A 16840-nucleotide genomic window follows, 5' to 3' on the forward strand; every position below is an offset into this window, starting at 1 on the left:
GAACCACCGCCTATGCGTGTCGCGATATTGGACGATGAGCCAGCCGAACTGCGCCGGGTCGAACAAACCCTGGAGCAGGTAGCGGACGGCGGCGAGCAACCCTGGTCACTCCACAGCTTCGAACGCGGTGAAGACCTGGTGCGACAACTACGCCGAGAAACCTTTGACCTGCTGATCCTCGACTGGCAATTACCCGATATCACCGGCTTGATGGTGCTGCGCTGGACTCGTGAACACATGGAAACACCACCGGCCGCCATCATGCTTACCAGTCGTGACGCAGAGAACGATATCGTCCAGGCCCTGAATGCCGGTGCCGACGATTACCTCAGCAAACCGTTTCGTCCCAATGAACTGAAAGCCCGGGTAGGCGCGGTTCTGCGTCGACACAGCCAGCAACGAGCAGCCACGGACGGCTTGAGCTTCAATGATCTGGTGTTCGATGATGCAGAACTGACCGTCACGCGTGATGGCAAACCGATCGTCATGACCGAGCGCGAATACCGTCTGGCGCATTGCCTGTTCAGCAACCTGGGGCGACCGCTGTCGCGGGACTACCTTTACGAACGCTTTTGGCCCCATGAAGAAATGTCCTCATCGCGCCCTCTGGATACGCACATCTATCGCCTGCGCAACAAACTTGGCCTGACGGCTGATCGTGGCTGGCAGTTGCTGACGATTTACGGGTATGGCTATCGACTGGAGAGTGTTTCGCCGGCGAGTGAGTGAATCGCGAATAATAAAAAAGGCCAACGCAATGCGTTGGCCTTTTTGTTGGCGCCGACCGGGATCAGAAGTCCAGGTTGGAAACCGCCAGGGCGTTGCTTTCGATGAAGTCACGACGGGGTTCGACCGCATCACCCATCAGGGTGTTGAAGATCTGGTCCGCGCCAATGGCGTCTTCGATGGTCACTTTCAGCATGCGGCGCGAGCCTGGATCCATGGTGGTTTCCCACAGCTGATCCGGGTTCATCTCCCCCAGCCCCTTGTATCGCTGGATGGTGTGGCGCTTGGTACTTTCGGCCATCAGCCATTCAAGGGCTTCCTTGAACTCGGTGACCTGCTTCTTGCGTTCGCCACGCTGGATGTACGCGCCGTCGTCCAGCAGCGTGCTCAGCTGAGCACCGAGGGAGACAACGGTTTTGTAGTCGTTGCTTCCGAAGAAGTCGCGGTTGAAGGTGACGTAATTCGACAGGCCGTGAGAGATCAGTTCGACCTCTGGCAGCCAGACGTTACGTTCACGGTCCTCACGCAGGCTGGCCTTGTACACCAGGCCCGACTTCTCGACGGTGCGCAGACGCACTTCGTACTGAGCCAGCCAATCCTGCATCGCTGCGTGATCGGACAGTTGCTCCAGACTCACCGCAGGCAGGTAGATGAAGTGCTCGGTCAGCTCCTGCGGATACAGGCGCGACAAACGCTTGAGGGTCTTCATTACCAGACGGAAGTCATTCACCAGACGCTCAAGGGCTTCACCGGAGATACCCGGGGCCTCTTCGTTCAGGTGCAGGCTCGCATCTTCCAGGGCCGACTGCGTCATGTACTCTTCCATGGCGTCGTCGTCTTTGATGTATTGCTCTTGCTTGCCTTTCTTCACTTTGTACAGCGGTGGCTGGGCGATATAGATGTAGCCACGCTCGATCAGCTCCGGCAGCTGACGGAAGAAGAACGTCAACAGCAGGGTACGGATGTGCGAACCGTCGACGTCAGCATCGGTCATGATGATGATGTTGTGATAACGCAGCTTGTCGATGTTGTACTCTTCACGACCGATGCCGCAGCCGAGCGCGGTGATCAAGGTGCCTACTTCCTGGGAAGAGATCATCTTGTCGAAACGGGCTTTCTCGACGTTCAGGATCTTGCCCTTGAGGGGCAGAATGGCCTGGGTCTTGCGGTTACGTCCCTGCTTGGCCGAGCCGCCAGCAGAGTCACCTTCCACGAGGTACAGTTCGGAAAGGGCAGGGTCTTTTTCCTGGCAGTCCGCCAGTTTGCCCGGCAGGCCGGCGATGTCCAGCGCACCTTTGCGACGGGTCATCTCACGAGCCTTGCGCGCCGCTTCACGGGCACGGGCGGCGTCGATCATCTTGCCGACAACCAGTTTGGCTTCGTTCGGGTTTTCCAGGAGGAAGTCCGAGAAGTACTTGCCCATTTCCTGTTCGACCGCAGTCTTCACTTCGGAAGACACCAGCTTGTCTTTGGTCTGGGAACTGAACTTCGGATCCGGCACCTTCACCGAAATGATCGCGGTCAGACCTTCCCGGGCGTCATCACCGGTTGTGGCGACTTTGTGCTTCTTCGCCAGGCCTTCTGCTTCGATGTAGGTGTTCAGGTTACGCGTCAGTGCGGAACGGAAACCCACCAGGTGAGTACCGCCATCACGCTGCGGAATGTTGTTGGTGAAGCACAACAGGTTTTCGTTAAAGCTGTCGTTCCACTGCAAGGCGATTTCAACGCCGATGCCGTCTTCACGCTGGATGTTGAAGTGGAACACCTGGTTGACCGGGGTCTTGTTGGTGTTCAGGTATTCAACGAACGCGCGCAGTCCACCTTCATACTTGAACAGCTCTTCCTTGCCGCTGCGCTCATCCTTGAGGACGATACCGACACCGGAGTTGAGGAAGGACAGTTCACGGATCCGCTTGGCCAGGATGTCCCAGCTGAAGTGGATGTTCTTGAAGGTTTCGCTGGAAGCCTTGAAATGAATCTGGGTGCCGGTGGTCTCGCTGTCGCCGACGATCTTCATCGGTTCTTGCGGAACGCCGTGAACGTAAGTCTGTTCCCAGATCTTGCCACTGCGGCGCACGGTCAGGACCAGCTGTTCAGACAGTGCGTTTACCACGGACACACCTACACCGTGCAAGCCGCCGGATACTTTGTAGGAGTTGTCGTCAAACTTACCGCCGGCGTGCAGCACGGTCATGATGACCTCGGCTGCGGAAACGCCTTCTTCTTTGTGCACGTCTACCGGAATACCACGGCCGTTGTCGCGAACGGTGATGGATTCATCCGGGTGGATAATGATGCTGATGTCGTCGCAGTGGCCGGCGAGCGCTTCGTCGATCGAGTTGTCGACCACCTCGAACACCATGTGGTGCAGGCCGCTACCATCGTCGGTGTCGCCAATGTACATACCGGGACGTTTGCGTACGGCATCCAGGCCTTTCAGCACTTTAATGCTCGTTGAGTCGTACGTATTTTCTTCGCTCAATGCCTTCACTCCCGATGGTCGTGGGTCTGGGTGATACGGCCCTGTTCCACGTGGAACAGAGCGACTGGCGTTTCCGTCTGCCAGCCTTCCCTCAATAATTCGTGATCTACACAGGTGATGAACACCTGGCAGCGTAAGTCTTCCAACAAGCGGCAAAGCGCACGGCGATGCTGCTCGTCCAGTTCGGACGGCAAGTCATCCACCAGATAAATACACTGACCGCGTCGTGCCTGGCTCACCAAGTGCCCTTGAGCAATCCGCAAGGCACAGACCACCAACTTCTGCTGTCCACGAGACAAGATATCTGCGGCATTATGTGCGCCCAATCTGAGACGCAAATCAGCACGTTGTGGTCCGGCCTGGGTATGACCGATTTGCTGGTCCCGTTGCAGGGATCCGGCGAGCACAGTGCTCAGCTCACGGTCCTTATCCCAACCTCGGTAATAGCTGAGCGTTAAGCCCTCAAGCTCAACCAGTTCGCTCAAGGTCTGTTCAAAGACCGGTTTCAAGGCTTTGATGTAGGCGCGGCGGTATTCATCGATTTCAGCACTGGCCTGACACAGTTCCCTGTCCCAAACCGCTTGCGAAACGGCGTCAAGTGTACCATGCCGCAGCCAGGAGTTTCTCTGGCGCAGCGCCTTCTGCAAGCGTTGCCATGTCGACATGAATCGGGGTTCCACGTGGAACACACCCCAATCGAGAAACTGCCGACGAATCTTCGGTGCCCCTTCAAGCAAGCGAAAACTGTCCGGGTTGATCAGCTGCAAGGGCAGGATTTCGGCCAACTGCGCGGCACTGCGCGCGTTCTGCCCATCGATGCGGATCTGGAATTCACCCTGACGATCCCGCGAGATGCCCAAGGCGCTCTGCCCACCCTCGGCAAGTTCGACCTGTCCGAAGACAGTGCACGCCAATTGCTCATACTGAATAACCGGCAGCAGCCGGGTACTGCGAAACGAACGCGCAAGCCCCAGCAGGTGAATGGCTTCCAGCACACTGGTTTTGCCGCTGCCGTTGGCGCCGTAAAGAATATTGATTCGGGGGGAGGGGGAGAAGGTCACCGGGTGCAAATTGCGCACCGCGGTGACCGAGACGCGACTTAAGGACATCTAGCTTCTGCTGAACATGATTACAGACGCATCGGCATGACGACGTAAGCCGAATCGTCGTTGTCAGACTCTTGTACCAGCGCACTGCTGTTGGAGTCAGACAGAATCAAACGAACCTGCTCGGTGGTCATCACGCCCAGTACGTCGAGCAGATAGCTAACGTTGAAGCCGATTTCCAGGGAACCGCCGTTGTACTCGACGCCAACCTCTTCTTCCGCTTCTTCCTGCTCCGGATTGTTCGCCTGGATTTTCAGCTGACCGTTGGCCAGTTGCAGACGGATACCGCGGTACTTTTCGTTGGACAGAATCGCCGTGCGGCTGAAAGCTTCACGCAGTGCCTGACGGTCACCGAGCACCACCTTGTCGCCGCCTTTGGGCAATACACGTTCGTAATCCGGGAATTTACCGTCGACCAGTTTCGAGGTGAACGTGAACTCGCCGGTGGTGGCGCGAATGTGGTGCTGGCCCAGGACGATGCTGACGATACCGTCCGGCTCGGTCAGCAAACGTGCGAGCTCAAGGATACCTTTGCGCGGCACGATAACCTGGTGTCGGTCCGGTTGACCGATATCGGCCTGCATCGAGCACATCGCCAGACGGTGACCATCGGTAGCCACGGCGCGAATGATGCCGGCCGAAACCTCCAGCAGCATGCCATTAAGGTAATAACGCACGTCCTGTTGCGCCATGGCGAAACTGGTGCGCTCAATCAGGCGGCGCAGTTTGCTTTGCTCCAGGCTGCAGGTCAGCGAGCCAGGGCCTTCCTCGACAGTCGGGAAATCGTTGGCCGGCAGGGTCGACAGCGTAAAGCGGCTGCGCCCGGCCTTCACCACGAGCTTCTGTTCGTCGACCTTGATGTCGATCAGCGCGTCGTTTGGCAGGCTTTTGCAGATATCCATCAGTTTGCGCGCAGGCACAGTGATGGAGCCGGTTTCAGCAGGCTCTTCGAGTTGCACACGACCGACCAGCTCGACTTCCAGGTCGGTACCGGTCAGCGACAGTTGCTGGCCTTCGACAACCAGCAGCACGTTGGAAAGCACCGGCAAGGTCTGTCGGCGCTCGACTACGCCTGCGACCAGTTGCAGGGGTTTCAACAGGGCTTCGCGTTGAATGGTGAAATGCATGGTCTAGTCCCTTGCCTTAATAGCTGCGCTGGTGTTCATCAAGTGGTCAGTGTACGCAGCAGGTTCTTGTAGTCCTCGCGGATGTCCGCGTCGGATTCCTTAAGTTCGTTGATCTTGCGACACGCGTGCAAAACCGTCGTGTGGTCACGACCGCCAAACACATCGCCGATTTCCGGCAGGCTGTGGTTAGTCAGTTCCTTGGACAACGCCATGGCAACCTGGCGCGGCCGGGCGACCGAACGCGAACGGCGTTTGGACAGCAGATCGGAAATCTTGATCTTGTAGTACTCGGCGACGGTGCGCTGAATGTTATCCACAGAGACCAGTTTATCCTGCAGCGCCAACAGGTCTTTCAGGGATTCGCGAATCAGCTCGATGGTGATGTCGCGGCCCATGAAGTGCGAGTGGGCGATCACGCGTTTGAGCGCACCTTCCAGCTCGCGGACGTTGGAGCGAATACGCTGGGCGATGAAGAACGCCGCGTCATGAGGCAATTCGACTTTGGCCTGGTCGGCCTTCTTCATCAGGATCGCCACTCGGGTTTCGAGTTCCGGCGGCTCGACGGCAACCGTCAGGCCCCAGCCGAAGCGGGATTTAAGGCGTTCTTCAAGGCCTTCGATTTCTTTCGGGTAGCGGTCACTGGTGAGAATGACCTGCTGGCCGCCTTCAAGCAGGGCGTTGAAGGTGTGGAAAAACTCTTCCTGGGAGCGCTCTTTGCGCGCAAAGAACTGAATGTCATCGATCAGCAAAGCGTCCACCGAACGGTAGAACCGCTTGAACTCGTTGATGGCATTGAGCTGCAGAGCCTTGACCATGTCCGCGACGAAGCGCTCGGAATGCAGGTACACAACCTTGGCATTCGGGTTCTTCTTTAATAGGTGGTTACCCACGGCATGCATCAAGTGGGTTTTACCCAGACCTACGCCGCCATACAGGAACAACGGGTTGTAACCGTGTTTAGGGTTGTCCGCCACTTGCCAGGCCGCAGCCCGGGCCAGTTGGTTGGACTTGCCCTCAACGAAATTCTCGAAGGTAAAAGTGCGGTTCAGATAGCTGGTGTGCTTGAGCGCGCCTTCCACCTGCACGGTGCGCTGTTCGGAACGAACCGGAGCCTGTTGCGAACTGGCGCCTGCCATCGGATCGAAGCTGTCACGGGAAGGCTCTTCCTCAGTGACTTCGGCGACTTTTTGCGTCGCACGCTTGGTCGGCGCTGGAGCCGGGGGCTGCGTACTGGCCGGGGCAGATGCAGCCTGAGCCTGGGACGCGGCCGCCGCCAGCGGTGCATTCGGTGCTGCACGCGGCGCCGAACTGCGCTTGCTGCCTATTAATAAGGAAAGCGCTGGCGCCATACCGTTGCCGTGCTCATCCAGTAATTCCAGGACGCGGCCAAGGTACTTTTCGTTGACCCAGTCCAGGACAAAGCGATTGGGTGCATAGACACGCAACTCGTCGCCTTCGGCTTCGACCTGTAGTGGACGGATCCAAGTGTTGAATTGTTGGGCAGGCAGCTCATCGCGCAGAAGCTCCACGCACTGCTGCCAAAGTTCCACTGACACGGATATCCCCTAAGTTGAAAGCCGGTGAGGCAAAAACAAGCGGCCATTGTACGCGACCAGACGTCGACTTATCCACACGTAGGTGCTCCCTCGAACAAGAAGAATCAGCCATTTATACGCAAAAAAGACGACCAATGGTCTGTGCATAAGCTCTGTGGATAACCTGGCCTGAGCTCATTGCACAACTGGGGGTGAAACTCTGTGGGTAACCCGCCTGTGGATAAAGTAGCCTTTCACACACAGGTTATCCGACAGTGCAGCACAGGCTGAACACGGTTTTCCACTGTAGTTGTCATCCTCTGTACATCACGGAAAACAAGGTCTTCATTCAGTTATCCACAGATAACCGCGTCCTAAGCTTTTATAAGCTTTACAGAAAAGCTTTAAATACTCTCCTTCTTTATTTTTATGTTTAGCGTTGGTTTCGTACCCGCCAAACCCCTGGAGATCTATTTATAAGGAAACGCTGGTTGGAAATTGACCTGAAGGCTTGCTTTCTCTAGAATCCCCGGTCTCTTAAAACGGGGGCCATTCCGGCCCGTTGTGGACGAACCAGGTAACACGACAATGAAACGTACTTTCCAACCAAGCACTATCAAACGCGCTCGTACCCACGGTTTCCGTGCTCGCATGGCTACCAAGAACGGTCGTGCCGTACTGTCGCGTCGCCGCGCCAAAGGTCGTGCGCGTCTGGCAGTTTGATAAGCCGGCACTGGAGGTGAGTCAGGACTTCAGTCGGGAAAAGCGTCTGCTTACACCCCGGCATTTCAAGGCAGTCTTTGACTCCCCTACCGGCAAGGTTCCGGGGAAAAATCTCCTGCTCCTTGCGCGCAACAACGATCTTGATCACCCCCGTCTCGGGTTGGTTATCGGGAAAAAGAGCGTAAAGCTCTCCGTCGAGCGCAATCGCCTCAAACGTCTGATGCGCGAATCGTTTCGCCTCAACCAGGATTCACTGGTCGGCTGGGACATCGTTATCGTCGCGCGCAAAGGTTTGGGTGACGTAGAAAACCCCGAATTGATTCAGCATTTCGGCAAACTCTGGAAGCGTCTGGCACGCAGCACGCCGGTACCAGCAGTCAAAACCGAAACTGTAGGGGTAGACAGTCCCGATGCGTAAACTGGCACTCGTTCCGATCCAGTTTTATCGCTATGCCATTAGTCCCCTGATGGCCAGTCACTGTCGTTTCTACCCCAGTTGTTCCTGCTACGCGTTAGAAGCCATTGAAAACCATGGCCTTCTTCGCGGTGGCTGGCTGACCTTTCGTCGTTTAGGTCGCTGTCATCCGTGGAATCCCGGTGGTTATGACCCGGTTCCACCTATCCCTACCTCCCGTTCTTCTTCGATGGCCGAGTAATCATGGATATCAAACGCACGATCCTGATCGTCGCCCTGGCAATCGTGTCCTACGTTATGGTTCTTAAATGGAACCAGGACTATGGCCAGGCTGCCCTGCCGACTCAGAATGTTGCTTCCAGCACGACCGCACCGGGCCTCCCGGATACGGCAACTGGCAAAAAAGCGTCAGTCAGTGATGACATTCCACACGCCGCAAACGATACCAGCGCACCTGCCGAAACTCCGGTAGCCGCAAGCACCGACCTCATCCAGATCAAAACGGATGTGCTCGATCTGGCCATCGATCCACAAGGTGGTGATGTCGCGCAGCTGAAATTGCCGCTGTATCCACGTCGCCAGGACCATCCGGAAATTCCTTTCCAGCTGTTCGATAACGGCAACGAGCGCACTTATCTGGCGCAAAGTGGCCTGATCGGCAGCAATGGTCCGGACGCAAGTCCTGCCGGTCGTCCGGTTTACTCTTCCGAGAAGAAGATTTATCAACTGGCTGACGGTCAGGACCAATTGGTCGTGGACCTGAAGTTCAGCAAGGACGGCGTCAATTACATCAAGCGTTTCACCTTGAAACGTGGCCTGTATGACGTGACCGTTTCCTACTTGATCGATAACCAGAGCGCTCAACCCTGGTCCGGTGCAATGTTCGCGCAATTGAAGCGTGATGCCAGTTCCGATCCTTCTTCCAGCACCGCCACGGGCACCGCGACTTATCTGGGCGCCGCCCTGTGGACAAGTAACGAGCCGTACAAGAAAGTGTCGATGAGCGACATGGACAAGGCTCAGCTGAAAGAAACCGTCACCGGTGGTTGGGTTGCATGGTTGCAACATTACTTCGTGACCGCATGGATTCCGGCGAAGGGCGAAAACAACATCGTCCAGACCCGTAAAGACAGCAAAGGCAATTACATCATCGGTTACACCGGTCCTTCACTGACCGTTGCTCCGGGTGCCAAGGCTGAAACCAGCGCCACGCTGTACGCCGGCCCGAAAAGCCAGGCTGTGCTGAAAGAGTTGTCCCCAGGCCTGGAGCTGACTGTCGACTACGGCATTCTCTGGTTCATCGCTCAACCGATCTTCTGGTTGCTGCAACATATCCACGCCATTGTGGGTAACTGGGGCTGGTCAATCATCTTCCTGACCATGCTGATCAAAGGGATTTTCTTCCCGCTGTCGGCTGCCAGTTACAAATCCATGGCGCGCATGCGTGCAGTGGCACCGAAACTGGCTGCGCTGAAAGAGCAACATGGCGATGACCGGCAGAAAATGTCGCAAGCCATGATGGAGCTGTACAAGAAAGAGAAGATCAATCCGCTGGGTGGTTGCTTGCCAATCCTCGTGCAGATGCCGGTTTTCCTGTCGCTGTACTGGGTTCTGCTCGAAAGCGTTGAAATGCGCCAAGCGCCGTTCATGCTGTGGATCACTGACCTGTCGATCAAGGATCCGTTCTTCATTCTGCCGATCATCATGGGTGCAACCATGTTCATCCAGCAGCAGTTGAACCCGACGCCTCCGGATCCGATGCAGGCGAAGGTGATGAAAATGATGCCAATCATCTTCACCTTCTTCTTCCTGTGGTTCCCGGCCGGTCTCGTGCTGTACTGGGTAGTGAACAACGTATTGTCGATTGCCCAACAGTGGTACATCACGCGTAAGATCGAAGCGGCTAGCAAAAAAGCCGAGGCGTAACTTGCTCTGTGGATAACCACTCAAAACGCCCCCTAGTGGGGCGTTTTGCTATCTGTCACTTTTGTCTGGATACCGGTTCATGAACGCTCCTCGTGAAACCATCGCCGCCGTCGCTACTGCCCAGGGTCGAGGCGGGGTTGGCATCGTTCGTATTTCCGGGCCATTGGCGAGTGTTGCCGCCAAGGCCTTCTGTGGTCGCGATCTGAAACCGCGATTCGCTCATTACGGTCCGTTTCTCAGTGAAAACGACGAGGTACTGGACCAAGGAATCGCTCTGTATTTTCCGGGACCGAATTCCTTCACGGGTGAAGATGTCCTGGAACTCCAGGGACATGGCGGGCCGATTGTTCTGGATATGCTGCTGCAGCGGTGTGTGCAACTGGGTTGCCGCCTGGCTCGACCAGGCGAATTCAGCGAGCGCGCATTCCTCAATGACAAACTCGATCTGGCGCAGGCTGAAGCCATCGCCGACTTGATTGAAGCCAGTTCTGCACAGGCCGCCCGAAATGCTCTGCGTTCCTTGCAAGGTGCTTTTTCCACACGTGTGCATAACCTCACCGAGCAGCTGATCAGCCTGCGGATTTATGTCGAAGCCGCCATCGACTTCCCCGAAGAAGAAATCGACTTCCTCGCTGATGGCCACGTTCTGAGCATGCTCGATAAAGTCCGTGAAGAGTTATCCACCGTTGTGCGCGAAGCCGGACAAGGTGCGTTGTTGCGCGATGGCATGACGGTAGTGATTGCCGGCCGACCAAATGCCGGTAAGTCCAGCCTGCTCAACGCGTTGGCCGGCCGGGAAGCTGCAATCGTCACCGAGATCGCCGGCACCACCCGGGACGTTCTTCGCGAACATATCCACATCGATGGGATGCCGTTGCATGTGGTCGACACCGCTGGCTTGCGAGATACCGACGATCATGTGGAAAAGATTGGCGTTGAACGGGCATTGAAAGCCATTGGCGAAGCCGATCGCGTGCTGTTGGTTGTGGATGCGACAGCCCCGGAAGCGCTCGATCCCTTCGCTTTGTGGCCGGAATTCCTCGAGACCCGACCAGACCCGGCAAAAGTTACGCTGATCCGCAACAAGGCAGATCTAACCGGCGAAGCCATTGCGCTGGAAGTCAGTGAGGATGGGCATGTCACCATCAGCCTGAGTGCAAAAACCGCTGACAATGGCCTGGAGCTTCTGCGCGATCATCTCAAGGCATGCATGGGTTATGAACAGACGTCGGAAAGCAGTTTCAGTGCCCGCAGGCGCCATCTTGAGGCGCTCGGTCATGCCAGTGCCGCGCTCGAACACGGCCGCGCACAGCTGACGCTGGCGGGGGCGGGTGAACTGCTCGCCGAAGATTTGCGTCAGGCTCAGCAATCCTTGGGGGAAATCACTGGCGCGTTCAGTTCCGATGACCTGTTGGGTCGCATCTTCTCCAGTTTTTGCATCGGCAAGTAACTCCCTTCGTTGTTCACAGACAGGCCATCCGTGCCTGTCTTTTTTCTTTTCATTGCCTATCGATGAGTGCTGAGCGGTTTTTCTGACTGCTTGTGCGGAATTTGCGTGTCTGTCTTTTACTTTTGGCAGCCTTTTCTGTGGATTAAGCCCTGTGAATAACAGCGGCTAAGAGCAGTTGATAACAGGGCCTGAAAACTGAAGAAAAAACCCTCTGTGGATAACAGGTACTTTAATCCACAGGCTTACACCGGTTATCCAAGGGCCTCCCTGGCACATGACCACAGGGTTTTGAATCGCTGTACATATTGATAATAAAGGCCTGTAGCAATCTATCCACAGAAACCTTGGTCAGTAGAAATAAACATAAAAACAAAGATTTAATAAATTTCTCTCTTTTTAATTTCTATAACCGCGACTTCTCCACAGCTGGTTAAATTTTGTGCAAAGGGTTCTTTAGGAAGGGCGAAGTCCCTATACTTGTCGACCAGGTGCAAAAACCTGAGCTCAAACTATTCCTGAATTACCTACTTAAGCAGGCACGAGGTGCGTGGTGGATTTCCCTTCCCGTTTTGAAGTGATCGTCATCGGCGGCGGTCATGCCGGTACCGAGGCAGCACTGGCCTCAGCACGTATGGGGGTCAAAACCCTGTTGCTGACGCATAACGTGGAAACCCTCGGTGCCATGAGTTGCAATCCGGCCATTGGCGGCATCGGTAAAAGCCATCTGGTGAAGGAAATCGATGCCCTTGGCGGCGCGATGGCCATCGCTACCGATAAAGGCGGCATTCAGTTTCGCGTGTTGAACAGCCGCAAAGGCCCTGCCGTGCGCGCTACCCGTGCTCAGGCAGATCGGGTTCTGTACAAGGCAGCTGTCCGCGAAATCCTGGAAAACCAGCCGAACCTGTGGATATTTCAACAGGCCGCTGATGACTTGATCGTTGAACAAGAGCAAGTGCGTGGCGTAGTCACCCAAATGGGCCTGCGTTTTCTTGCCGATTCGGTGGTTTTGACCACCGGTACGTTCCTCGGTGGACTTATCCACATTGGCCTGCAGAATTTTTCCGGTGGCCGTGCCGGTGATCCACCGTCGATTGCCCTGGCGCACCGTTTGCGTGAATTGCCGCTTCGCGTCGGTCGCCTGAAAACCGGTACACCGCCGCGAATCGATGCCCGCTCCGTGGATTTTTCGGTGATGACCGAGCAAGCCGGCGATACGCCAATCCCGGTGATGTCGTTCATGGGCAACAAGGAACAGCATCCTCGGCAGATCAGTTGCTGGATTACTCACACCAACGCGCGCACCCACGAAATCATTGCCGCGAACCTCGATCGTTCGCCGATGTATTCCGCTGCCGGTGAGATCGAAGGCGTCGGCCCGCGTTACTGCCCGTCGATCGAAGACAAGATCCATCGCTTTGCCGACAAGGAAAGCCACCAGGTCTTCATCGAACCGGAAGGTTTGACCACCAATGAGCTGTATCCGAACGGGATATCCACATCCTTGCCGTTCGACGTGCAATTGCAGATCGTGCAATCGATCCGCGGCATGGAAAACGCGCACATCGTGCGTCCGGGCTATGCCATCGAGTACGACTACTTCGATCCGCGTGACCTGAAATACAGCCTGGAAACCAAGGTGATCGGCGGTCTGTTCTTCGCCGGGCAAATCAACGGCACCACCGGTTACGAAGAGGCCGGCGCCCAGGGTTTGCTGGCCGGGACCAACGCCGCGCTGCGTGCGCAGGGCAAAGATGCCTGGTGTCCGCGTCGCGATGAGGCGTATATCGGGGTGTTGGTCGACGACCTGATTACCCTTGGCACCCAAGAGCCGTACCGGATGTTCACTTCCCGTGCCGAATACCGTTTGATTCTGCGCGAAGACAATGCCGACCTGCGCTTGACTGAAAAAGGTCGCGAATTGGGACTGGTCGATGACGCTCGTTGGGCGGCTTTCTGCAAAAAACGCGAAAGCATCGAACTGGAAGAGCAACGTCTGAAGAGCACCTGGGTCCGCCCGGGTACCGAGCAAGGCGATGCGATTTCCGAAAAATTCGGCACGCCGCTGACCCACGAATACAACTTGCTCAATCTCTTGAGCCGTCCGGAAATCGACTACGCTGGTCTGATTGCCGTAACCGGTAACGGCGCAGAAGATCCGCAAGTGGCCGAACAAGTCGAAATCAAGACCAAGTACGCCGGTTACATTGATCGTCAACAGGATGAAATTGCCCGTCTGCGCGCAAGTGAAGACACCAAACTGCCTGTGGATATCGATTACACGAATATTTCCGGTCTCTCCAAAGAGATCCAGAGCAAACTCGGTGCGACCCGTCCGGAAACCCTGGGCCAGGCGTCGCGGATTCCGGGGGTTACGCCGGCAGCCATTTCGCTGTTGATGATTCATTTGAAAAAACGCGGCGCGGGCCGTCAGTTGGAGCAAAGCGCTTGAGTTCGTTGGTCACTTCGCAACACGCAGATGAGTTATCCACAGGTGCCCGCCAGCTTGGTGTCACGCTGACAGAAACCCAGCATGCGCAGCTGCTGGGCTATCTGGCTCTGTTGATCAAATGGAACAAGGCCTACAACCTGACCGCGGTACGTGATCCCGACGAAATGGTCTCGCGTCATTTGCTCGATAGCCTGAGCGTGATGTCATTCATCGAAAACGGTCGCTGGCTGGATGTCGGCAGTGGTGGCGGCATGCCTGGTATCCCGCTGGCCATCCTGTTTCCTGAGGCGCAAGTGACTTGCCTGGACAGTAACGGCAAGAAAACCCGCTTCCTGACCCAGGTCAAACTCGAACTCAAACTGGATAACCTGCAAGTTATCCACAGTCGCGTTGAAGCATTCCAGCCTGCAGAGCCTTTTAACGGGATCATCTCCCGGGCTTTCAGCAGCATGGAAAACTTCACAAACTGGACTCGCCACCTTGGCGACGCCGACACCCGTTGGCTGGCAATGAAGGGCGTTCATCCCGCCGATGAGCTGGTAGCATTGCCGGCAGACTTCCACCTCGATAGCGAACACGCCCTGGCCGTACCCGGTTGCCAAGGCCAACGTCATCTGCTGATACTGCGCCGCACGGCATGATTGGGAACACAAGCAAGAATGGCTAAGGTATTCGCGATAGCGAACCAGAAAGGTGGTGTGGGCAAGACCACTACCTGCATCAACCTCGCAGCATCCCTCGTCGCCACCAAGCGTCGGGTGTTGTTGATCGATCTCGATCCACAGGGCAACGCCACCATGGGTAGCGGTGTGGATAAACACGGCCTGGAAAACTCGGTCTACGACCTGTTGATCGGTGAATGCGACCTGGCCCAGGCCATGCACTACTCCGAGCATGGTGGTTACCAGTTGTTGCCGGCTAACCGTGACCTGACGGCCGCGGAAGTGGTTCTGCTGGAAATGCAGATGAAGGAGAGTCGTCTGCGCAGTGCGCTGGCGCCGATCCGTGAAAACTATGATTACATTTTGATCGACTGCCCGCCGTCCTTGTCGATGCTGACGTTGAACGCATTGGTGGCCGCCGACGGCGTAATTATCCCCATGCAGTGCGAGTATTTTGCACTCGAAGGTTTGAGCGACCTTGTGGATAACATCAAGCGTATCGCTGAACTGCTGAACCCGAACCTCAAGGTCGAAGGTTTGTTGCGCACCATGTACGACCCACGCCTGAGCCTGATGAACGATGTCTCGGCTCAGCTCAAAGAACATTTCGGCGACCAGCTGTACGACACGGTCATTCCGCGCAACATCCGTCTGGCCGAAGCGCCAAGCTACGGCATGCCGGCGCTGGCGTACGACAAAGCATCGCGGGGCGCTATTGCCTATCTGGCCCTGGCGGGCGAAATGGTTCGTCGTCAGCGCAAAAACTCACGCATCGCCGCCGCTCAGGCAACTTAAGGAATCCCCATGGCCGTCAAGAAACGAGGTCTCGGACGTGGACTGGATGCACTGCTGAGTGGTCCGACCGTCAGCTCGCTGGAAGAACAAGCGGCGCAAGCCGATCATCGTGAGTTGCAACACCTGCCCCTGGACCTGCTCCAGCGCGGTAAATACCAGCCGCGTCGCGATATGGATCCTCAAGCTCTGGAAGAGCTGGCGCAGTCGATCAAGGCCCAAGGTGTGATGCAACCGATCGTGGTACGCCCGATCGGCGGCGGTCGTTTTGAAATCATCGCTGGTGAACGGCGCTGGCGCGCCAGCCAGCAGGCCGGGCAGGAAACCATTCCGGCGATGGTGCGCGATGTGCCGGATGAAACCGCCATCGCCATTGCTCTGATCGAGAACATCCAGCGCGAAGACCTCAACCCGATCGAAGAAGCAGTGGCTTTGCAGCGTCTGCAGCAGGAATTCCAGCTGACCCAGCAGCAAGTGGCCGAAGCGGTGGGTAAGTCACGGGTGACCGTGGCCAACCTGTTACGCCTGATTTCGCTGCCGGAAGTCATCAAGACCATGTTGTCCCATGGCGACCTGGAAATGGGGCATGCCCGTGCATTGCTCGGTTTGCCGGACAATCAACAGGTTGAAGGGGCGCGACATGTTGTCGCACGCGGGCTGACTGTGCGCCAGACTGAAGCACTGGTTCGCCAGTGGTTGAGTGGCAAACCGGAGCCCGTCGAACCTGCAAAACCGGACCCGGATATTGCCCGCCTGGAACAGCGTCTGGCCGAGCGCCTAGGCTCTGCGGTGCAGATTCGACACGGGAAGAAGGGCAAAGGGCAGTTAGTGATTGGTTACAACTCACTGGATGAGCTTCAAGGCGTACTCGCACATATCCGCTGAAACATTTCCTCATGTAGCGTGCAGTCGGAAATCACTACCTGACAGTTGAATAGGGGCAGAACCGCCCCTATACTCTGCGCGCATTTTGTCGGCACAAATTATGCCAAGTTATTGAATTTCGGCAGCCGACCATTGGAGAGCAATAACGATGGAAACCCGCACGCCAAACCGCTTGCCTTTCCATCGCCTGGCGGTTTTTCCGGTGTTAATGGCTCAATTCGTGGTCTTGCTCATTGCCGCTTTGGCGCTCTGGCAATGGCACGGAGTCGTTGCCGGGTACTCGGGACTTTGCGGAGGCCTGATAGCCTTGCTGCCCAATGTGTATTTCGCTCACAGGGCATTTCGGTTTTCCGGCGCCCGAGCAGCCCAGTCCATCGTCCGGTCGTTTTATGCCGGCGAGGCGGGGAAACTGATTTTGACGGCAGTGCTGTTTGCACTGGTGTTTGCAGGTGTGAAGCCACTGGCGCCGATTGCAGTATTCGGTGCCTTCGTGCTGACTCAGTCGGTCAGCTGGTTCGCTCCCCTGCTGATGAGAACAAGACTTTCGAGACCTTAGGGCGTT

General features: G+C 56.4%; 15 protein-coding genes. 11 read left to right on the top strand and 4 right to left on the bottom strand.

Annotated elements, in window-relative coordinates; genetic code table 11:
* Window positions 1-12: 12 nt before the first annotated feature.
* Entirely contained in the window at window positions 13-729 is a 717-nt protein-coding gene (locus ASD60_RS12270) for a response regulator transcription factor (protein ID WP_056854256.1), read from the top strand.
* A 61-nt stretch (window positions 730-790) separates the two neighbouring features.
* On the opposite strand, the gene gyrB is transcribed toward ASD60_RS12270, so the two are convergent.
* The 4 genes from gyrB to dnaA are packed head-to-tail and all read right to left on the bottom strand — an operon-like array spanning window position 791 to window position 6997.
* On the bottom strand, window positions 791-3208 hold the full coding sequence (gene gyrB / locus ASD60_RS12275; RefSeq protein ID WP_056854376.1) for a DNA topoisomerase (ATP-hydrolyzing) subunit B: 2418 nt from the start codon (window positions 3206-3208) through the stop codon (window positions 791-793).
* Window positions 3209-3213: 5 nt separating this feature from the next.
* Window positions 3214-4317 carry a DNA replication/repair protein RecF gene (gene recF / locus ASD60_RS12280; RefSeq protein WP_056854257.1) on the bottom strand — a complete coding sequence of 368 codons (1104 nt, stop codon included), beginning with the start codon at window positions 4315-4317 and terminating at the stop codon, window positions 3214-3216.
* A 20-nt stretch (window positions 4318-4337) separates the two neighbouring features.
* A complete protein-coding gene (gene dnaN, locus ASD60_RS12285; RefSeq protein WP_056854258.1) occupies window positions 4338-5441 on the bottom strand; it encodes a DNA polymerase III subunit beta in 1104 nt (367 codons plus the stop codon).
* A gap of 38 nt (window positions 5442-5479) precedes the next feature.
* Window positions 5480-6997: a chromosomal replication initiator protein DnaA gene (gene dnaA / locus ASD60_RS12290; RefSeq protein ID WP_056854259.1), complete on the bottom strand. Its 1518-nt coding sequence runs from the start codon at window positions 6995-6997 to the stop codon at window positions 5480-5482.
* Window positions 6998-7564: 567 nt separating this feature from the next.
* On the opposite strand from dnaA, the gene rpmH reads away from it, so the two are divergent.
* From rpmH to ASD60_RS12330, 10 genes are all read left to right on the top strand, one after another.
* Entirely contained in the window at window positions 7565-7699 is a 135-nt protein-coding gene (gene rpmH, locus ASD60_RS28245) for a 50S ribosomal protein L34 (RefSeq protein ID WP_003213577.1), read from the top strand.
* Between the two features lie 16 nt (window positions 7700-7715).
* On the top strand, window positions 7716-8117 hold the full coding sequence (gene rnpA / locus ASD60_RS12295; protein ID WP_028620331.1) for a ribonuclease P protein component: 402 nt from the start codon (window positions 7716-7718) through the stop codon (window positions 8115-8117).
* Window positions 8110-8355, top strand: a complete 246-nt coding sequence (yidD, locus tag ASD60_RS28250) for a membrane protein insertion efficiency factor YidD (RefSeq protein ID WP_010207715.1) — start codon at window positions 8110-8112, stop codon at window positions 8353-8355. Before rnpA ends, yidD begins: the two co-directional genes overlap by 8 nt.
* Window positions 8356-8357: 2 nt before the next feature.
* A complete protein-coding gene (gene yidC, locus ASD60_RS12300) occupies window positions 8358-10040 on the top strand; it encodes a membrane protein insertase YidC (RefSeq protein ID WP_056854260.1) in 1683 nt (560 codons plus the stop codon).
* 79 nt (window positions 10041-10119) lie between these two features.
* The gene (gene mnmE, locus ASD60_RS12305) at window positions 10120-11490 is read left to right on the top strand and encodes a tRNA uridine-5-carboxymethylaminomethyl(34) synthesis GTPase MnmE (protein WP_056854261.1); all 1371 of its coding nucleotides are present in this window, start codon (window positions 10120-10122) and stop codon (window positions 11488-11490) included.
* A 550-nt stretch (window positions 11491-12040) separates the two neighbouring features.
* Window positions 12041-13939, top strand: coding sequence for a tRNA uridine-5-carboxymethylaminomethyl(34) synthesis enzyme MnmG (gene mnmG, locus ASD60_RS12310; RefSeq protein WP_056854262.1), 1899 nt, complete (start codon window positions 12041-12043; stop codon window positions 13937-13939).
* On the top strand, window positions 13936-14580 hold the full coding sequence (rsmG, locus tag ASD60_RS12315) for a 16S rRNA (guanine(527)-N(7))-methyltransferase RsmG (RefSeq protein WP_056854263.1): 645 nt from the start codon (window positions 13936-13938) through the stop codon (window positions 14578-14580). The genes mnmG and rsmG overlap by 4 nt, the downstream gene beginning before the upstream one ends.
* Before the next feature lie 18 nt (window positions 14581-14598).
* Window positions 14599-15396, top strand: a complete 798-nt coding sequence (locus ASD60_RS12320) for a ParA family protein (protein WP_056854264.1) — start codon at window positions 14599-14601, stop codon at window positions 15394-15396.
* A 9-nt stretch (window positions 15397-15405) separates the two neighbouring features.
* Window positions 15406-16278 carry a ParB/RepB/Spo0J family partition protein gene (locus ASD60_RS12325; RefSeq protein ID WP_056854265.1) on the top strand — a complete coding sequence of 291 codons (873 nt, stop codon included), beginning with the start codon at window positions 15406-15408 and terminating at the stop codon, window positions 16276-16278.
* Window positions 16279-16426: 148 nt separating this feature from the next.
* Complete coding sequence (locus tag ASD60_RS12330) at window positions 16427-16834, top strand: F0F1 ATP synthase subunit I (RefSeq protein ID WP_056854266.1); 408 nt, start codon at window positions 16427-16429, stop codon at window positions 16832-16834.
* The last annotated feature ends 6 nt before the right edge of the window (window positions 16835-16840 follow it).

The organism is Pseudomonas sp. Root562, from assembly GCF_001427125.1.
GTDB lineage: Bacteria > Pseudomonadota > Gammaproteobacteria > Pseudomonadales > Pseudomonadaceae > Aquipseudomonas.

Coding starts and splice junctions, on each gene's coding strand:
- ASD60_RS12270 (WP_056854256.1), top strand. CDS start 13: ATGCGTGTCGCGATATTGGACGATGAGCCAGCCGAACTGCGCCGGGTC.
- recF (WP_056854257.1), bottom strand. CDS start 4,317: ATGTCCTTAAGTCGCGTCTCGGTCACCGCGGTGCGCAATTTGCACCCG.
- dnaN (WP_056854258.1), bottom strand. CDS start 5,441: ATGCATTTCACCATTCAACGCGAAGCCCTGTTGAAACCCCTGCAACTG.
- rpmH (WP_003213577.1), top strand. CDS start 7,565: ATGAAACGTACTTTCCAACCAAGCACTATCAAACGCGCTCGTACCCAC.
- yidD (WP_010207715.1), top strand. CDS start 8,110: ATGCGTAAACTGGCACTCGTTCCGATCCAGTTTTATCGCTATGCCATT.
- yidC (WP_056854260.1), top strand. CDS start 8,358: ATGGATATCAAACGCACGATCCTGATCGTCGCCCTGGCAATCGTGTCC.
- mnmE (WP_056854261.1), top strand. CDS start 10,120: ATGAACGCTCCTCGTGAAACCATCGCCGCCGTCGCTACTGCCCAGGGT.
- ASD60_RS12320 (WP_056854264.1), top strand. CDS start 14,599: ATGGCTAAGGTATTCGCGATAGCGAACCAGAAAGGTGGTGTGGGCAAG.
- ASD60_RS12325 (WP_056854265.1), top strand. CDS start 15,406: ATGGCCGTCAAGAAACGAGGTCTCGGACGTGGACTGGATGCACTGCTG.
- ASD60_RS12330 (WP_056854266.1), top strand. CDS start 16,427: ATGGAAACCCGCACGCCAAACCGCTTGCCTTTCCATCGCCTGGCGGTT.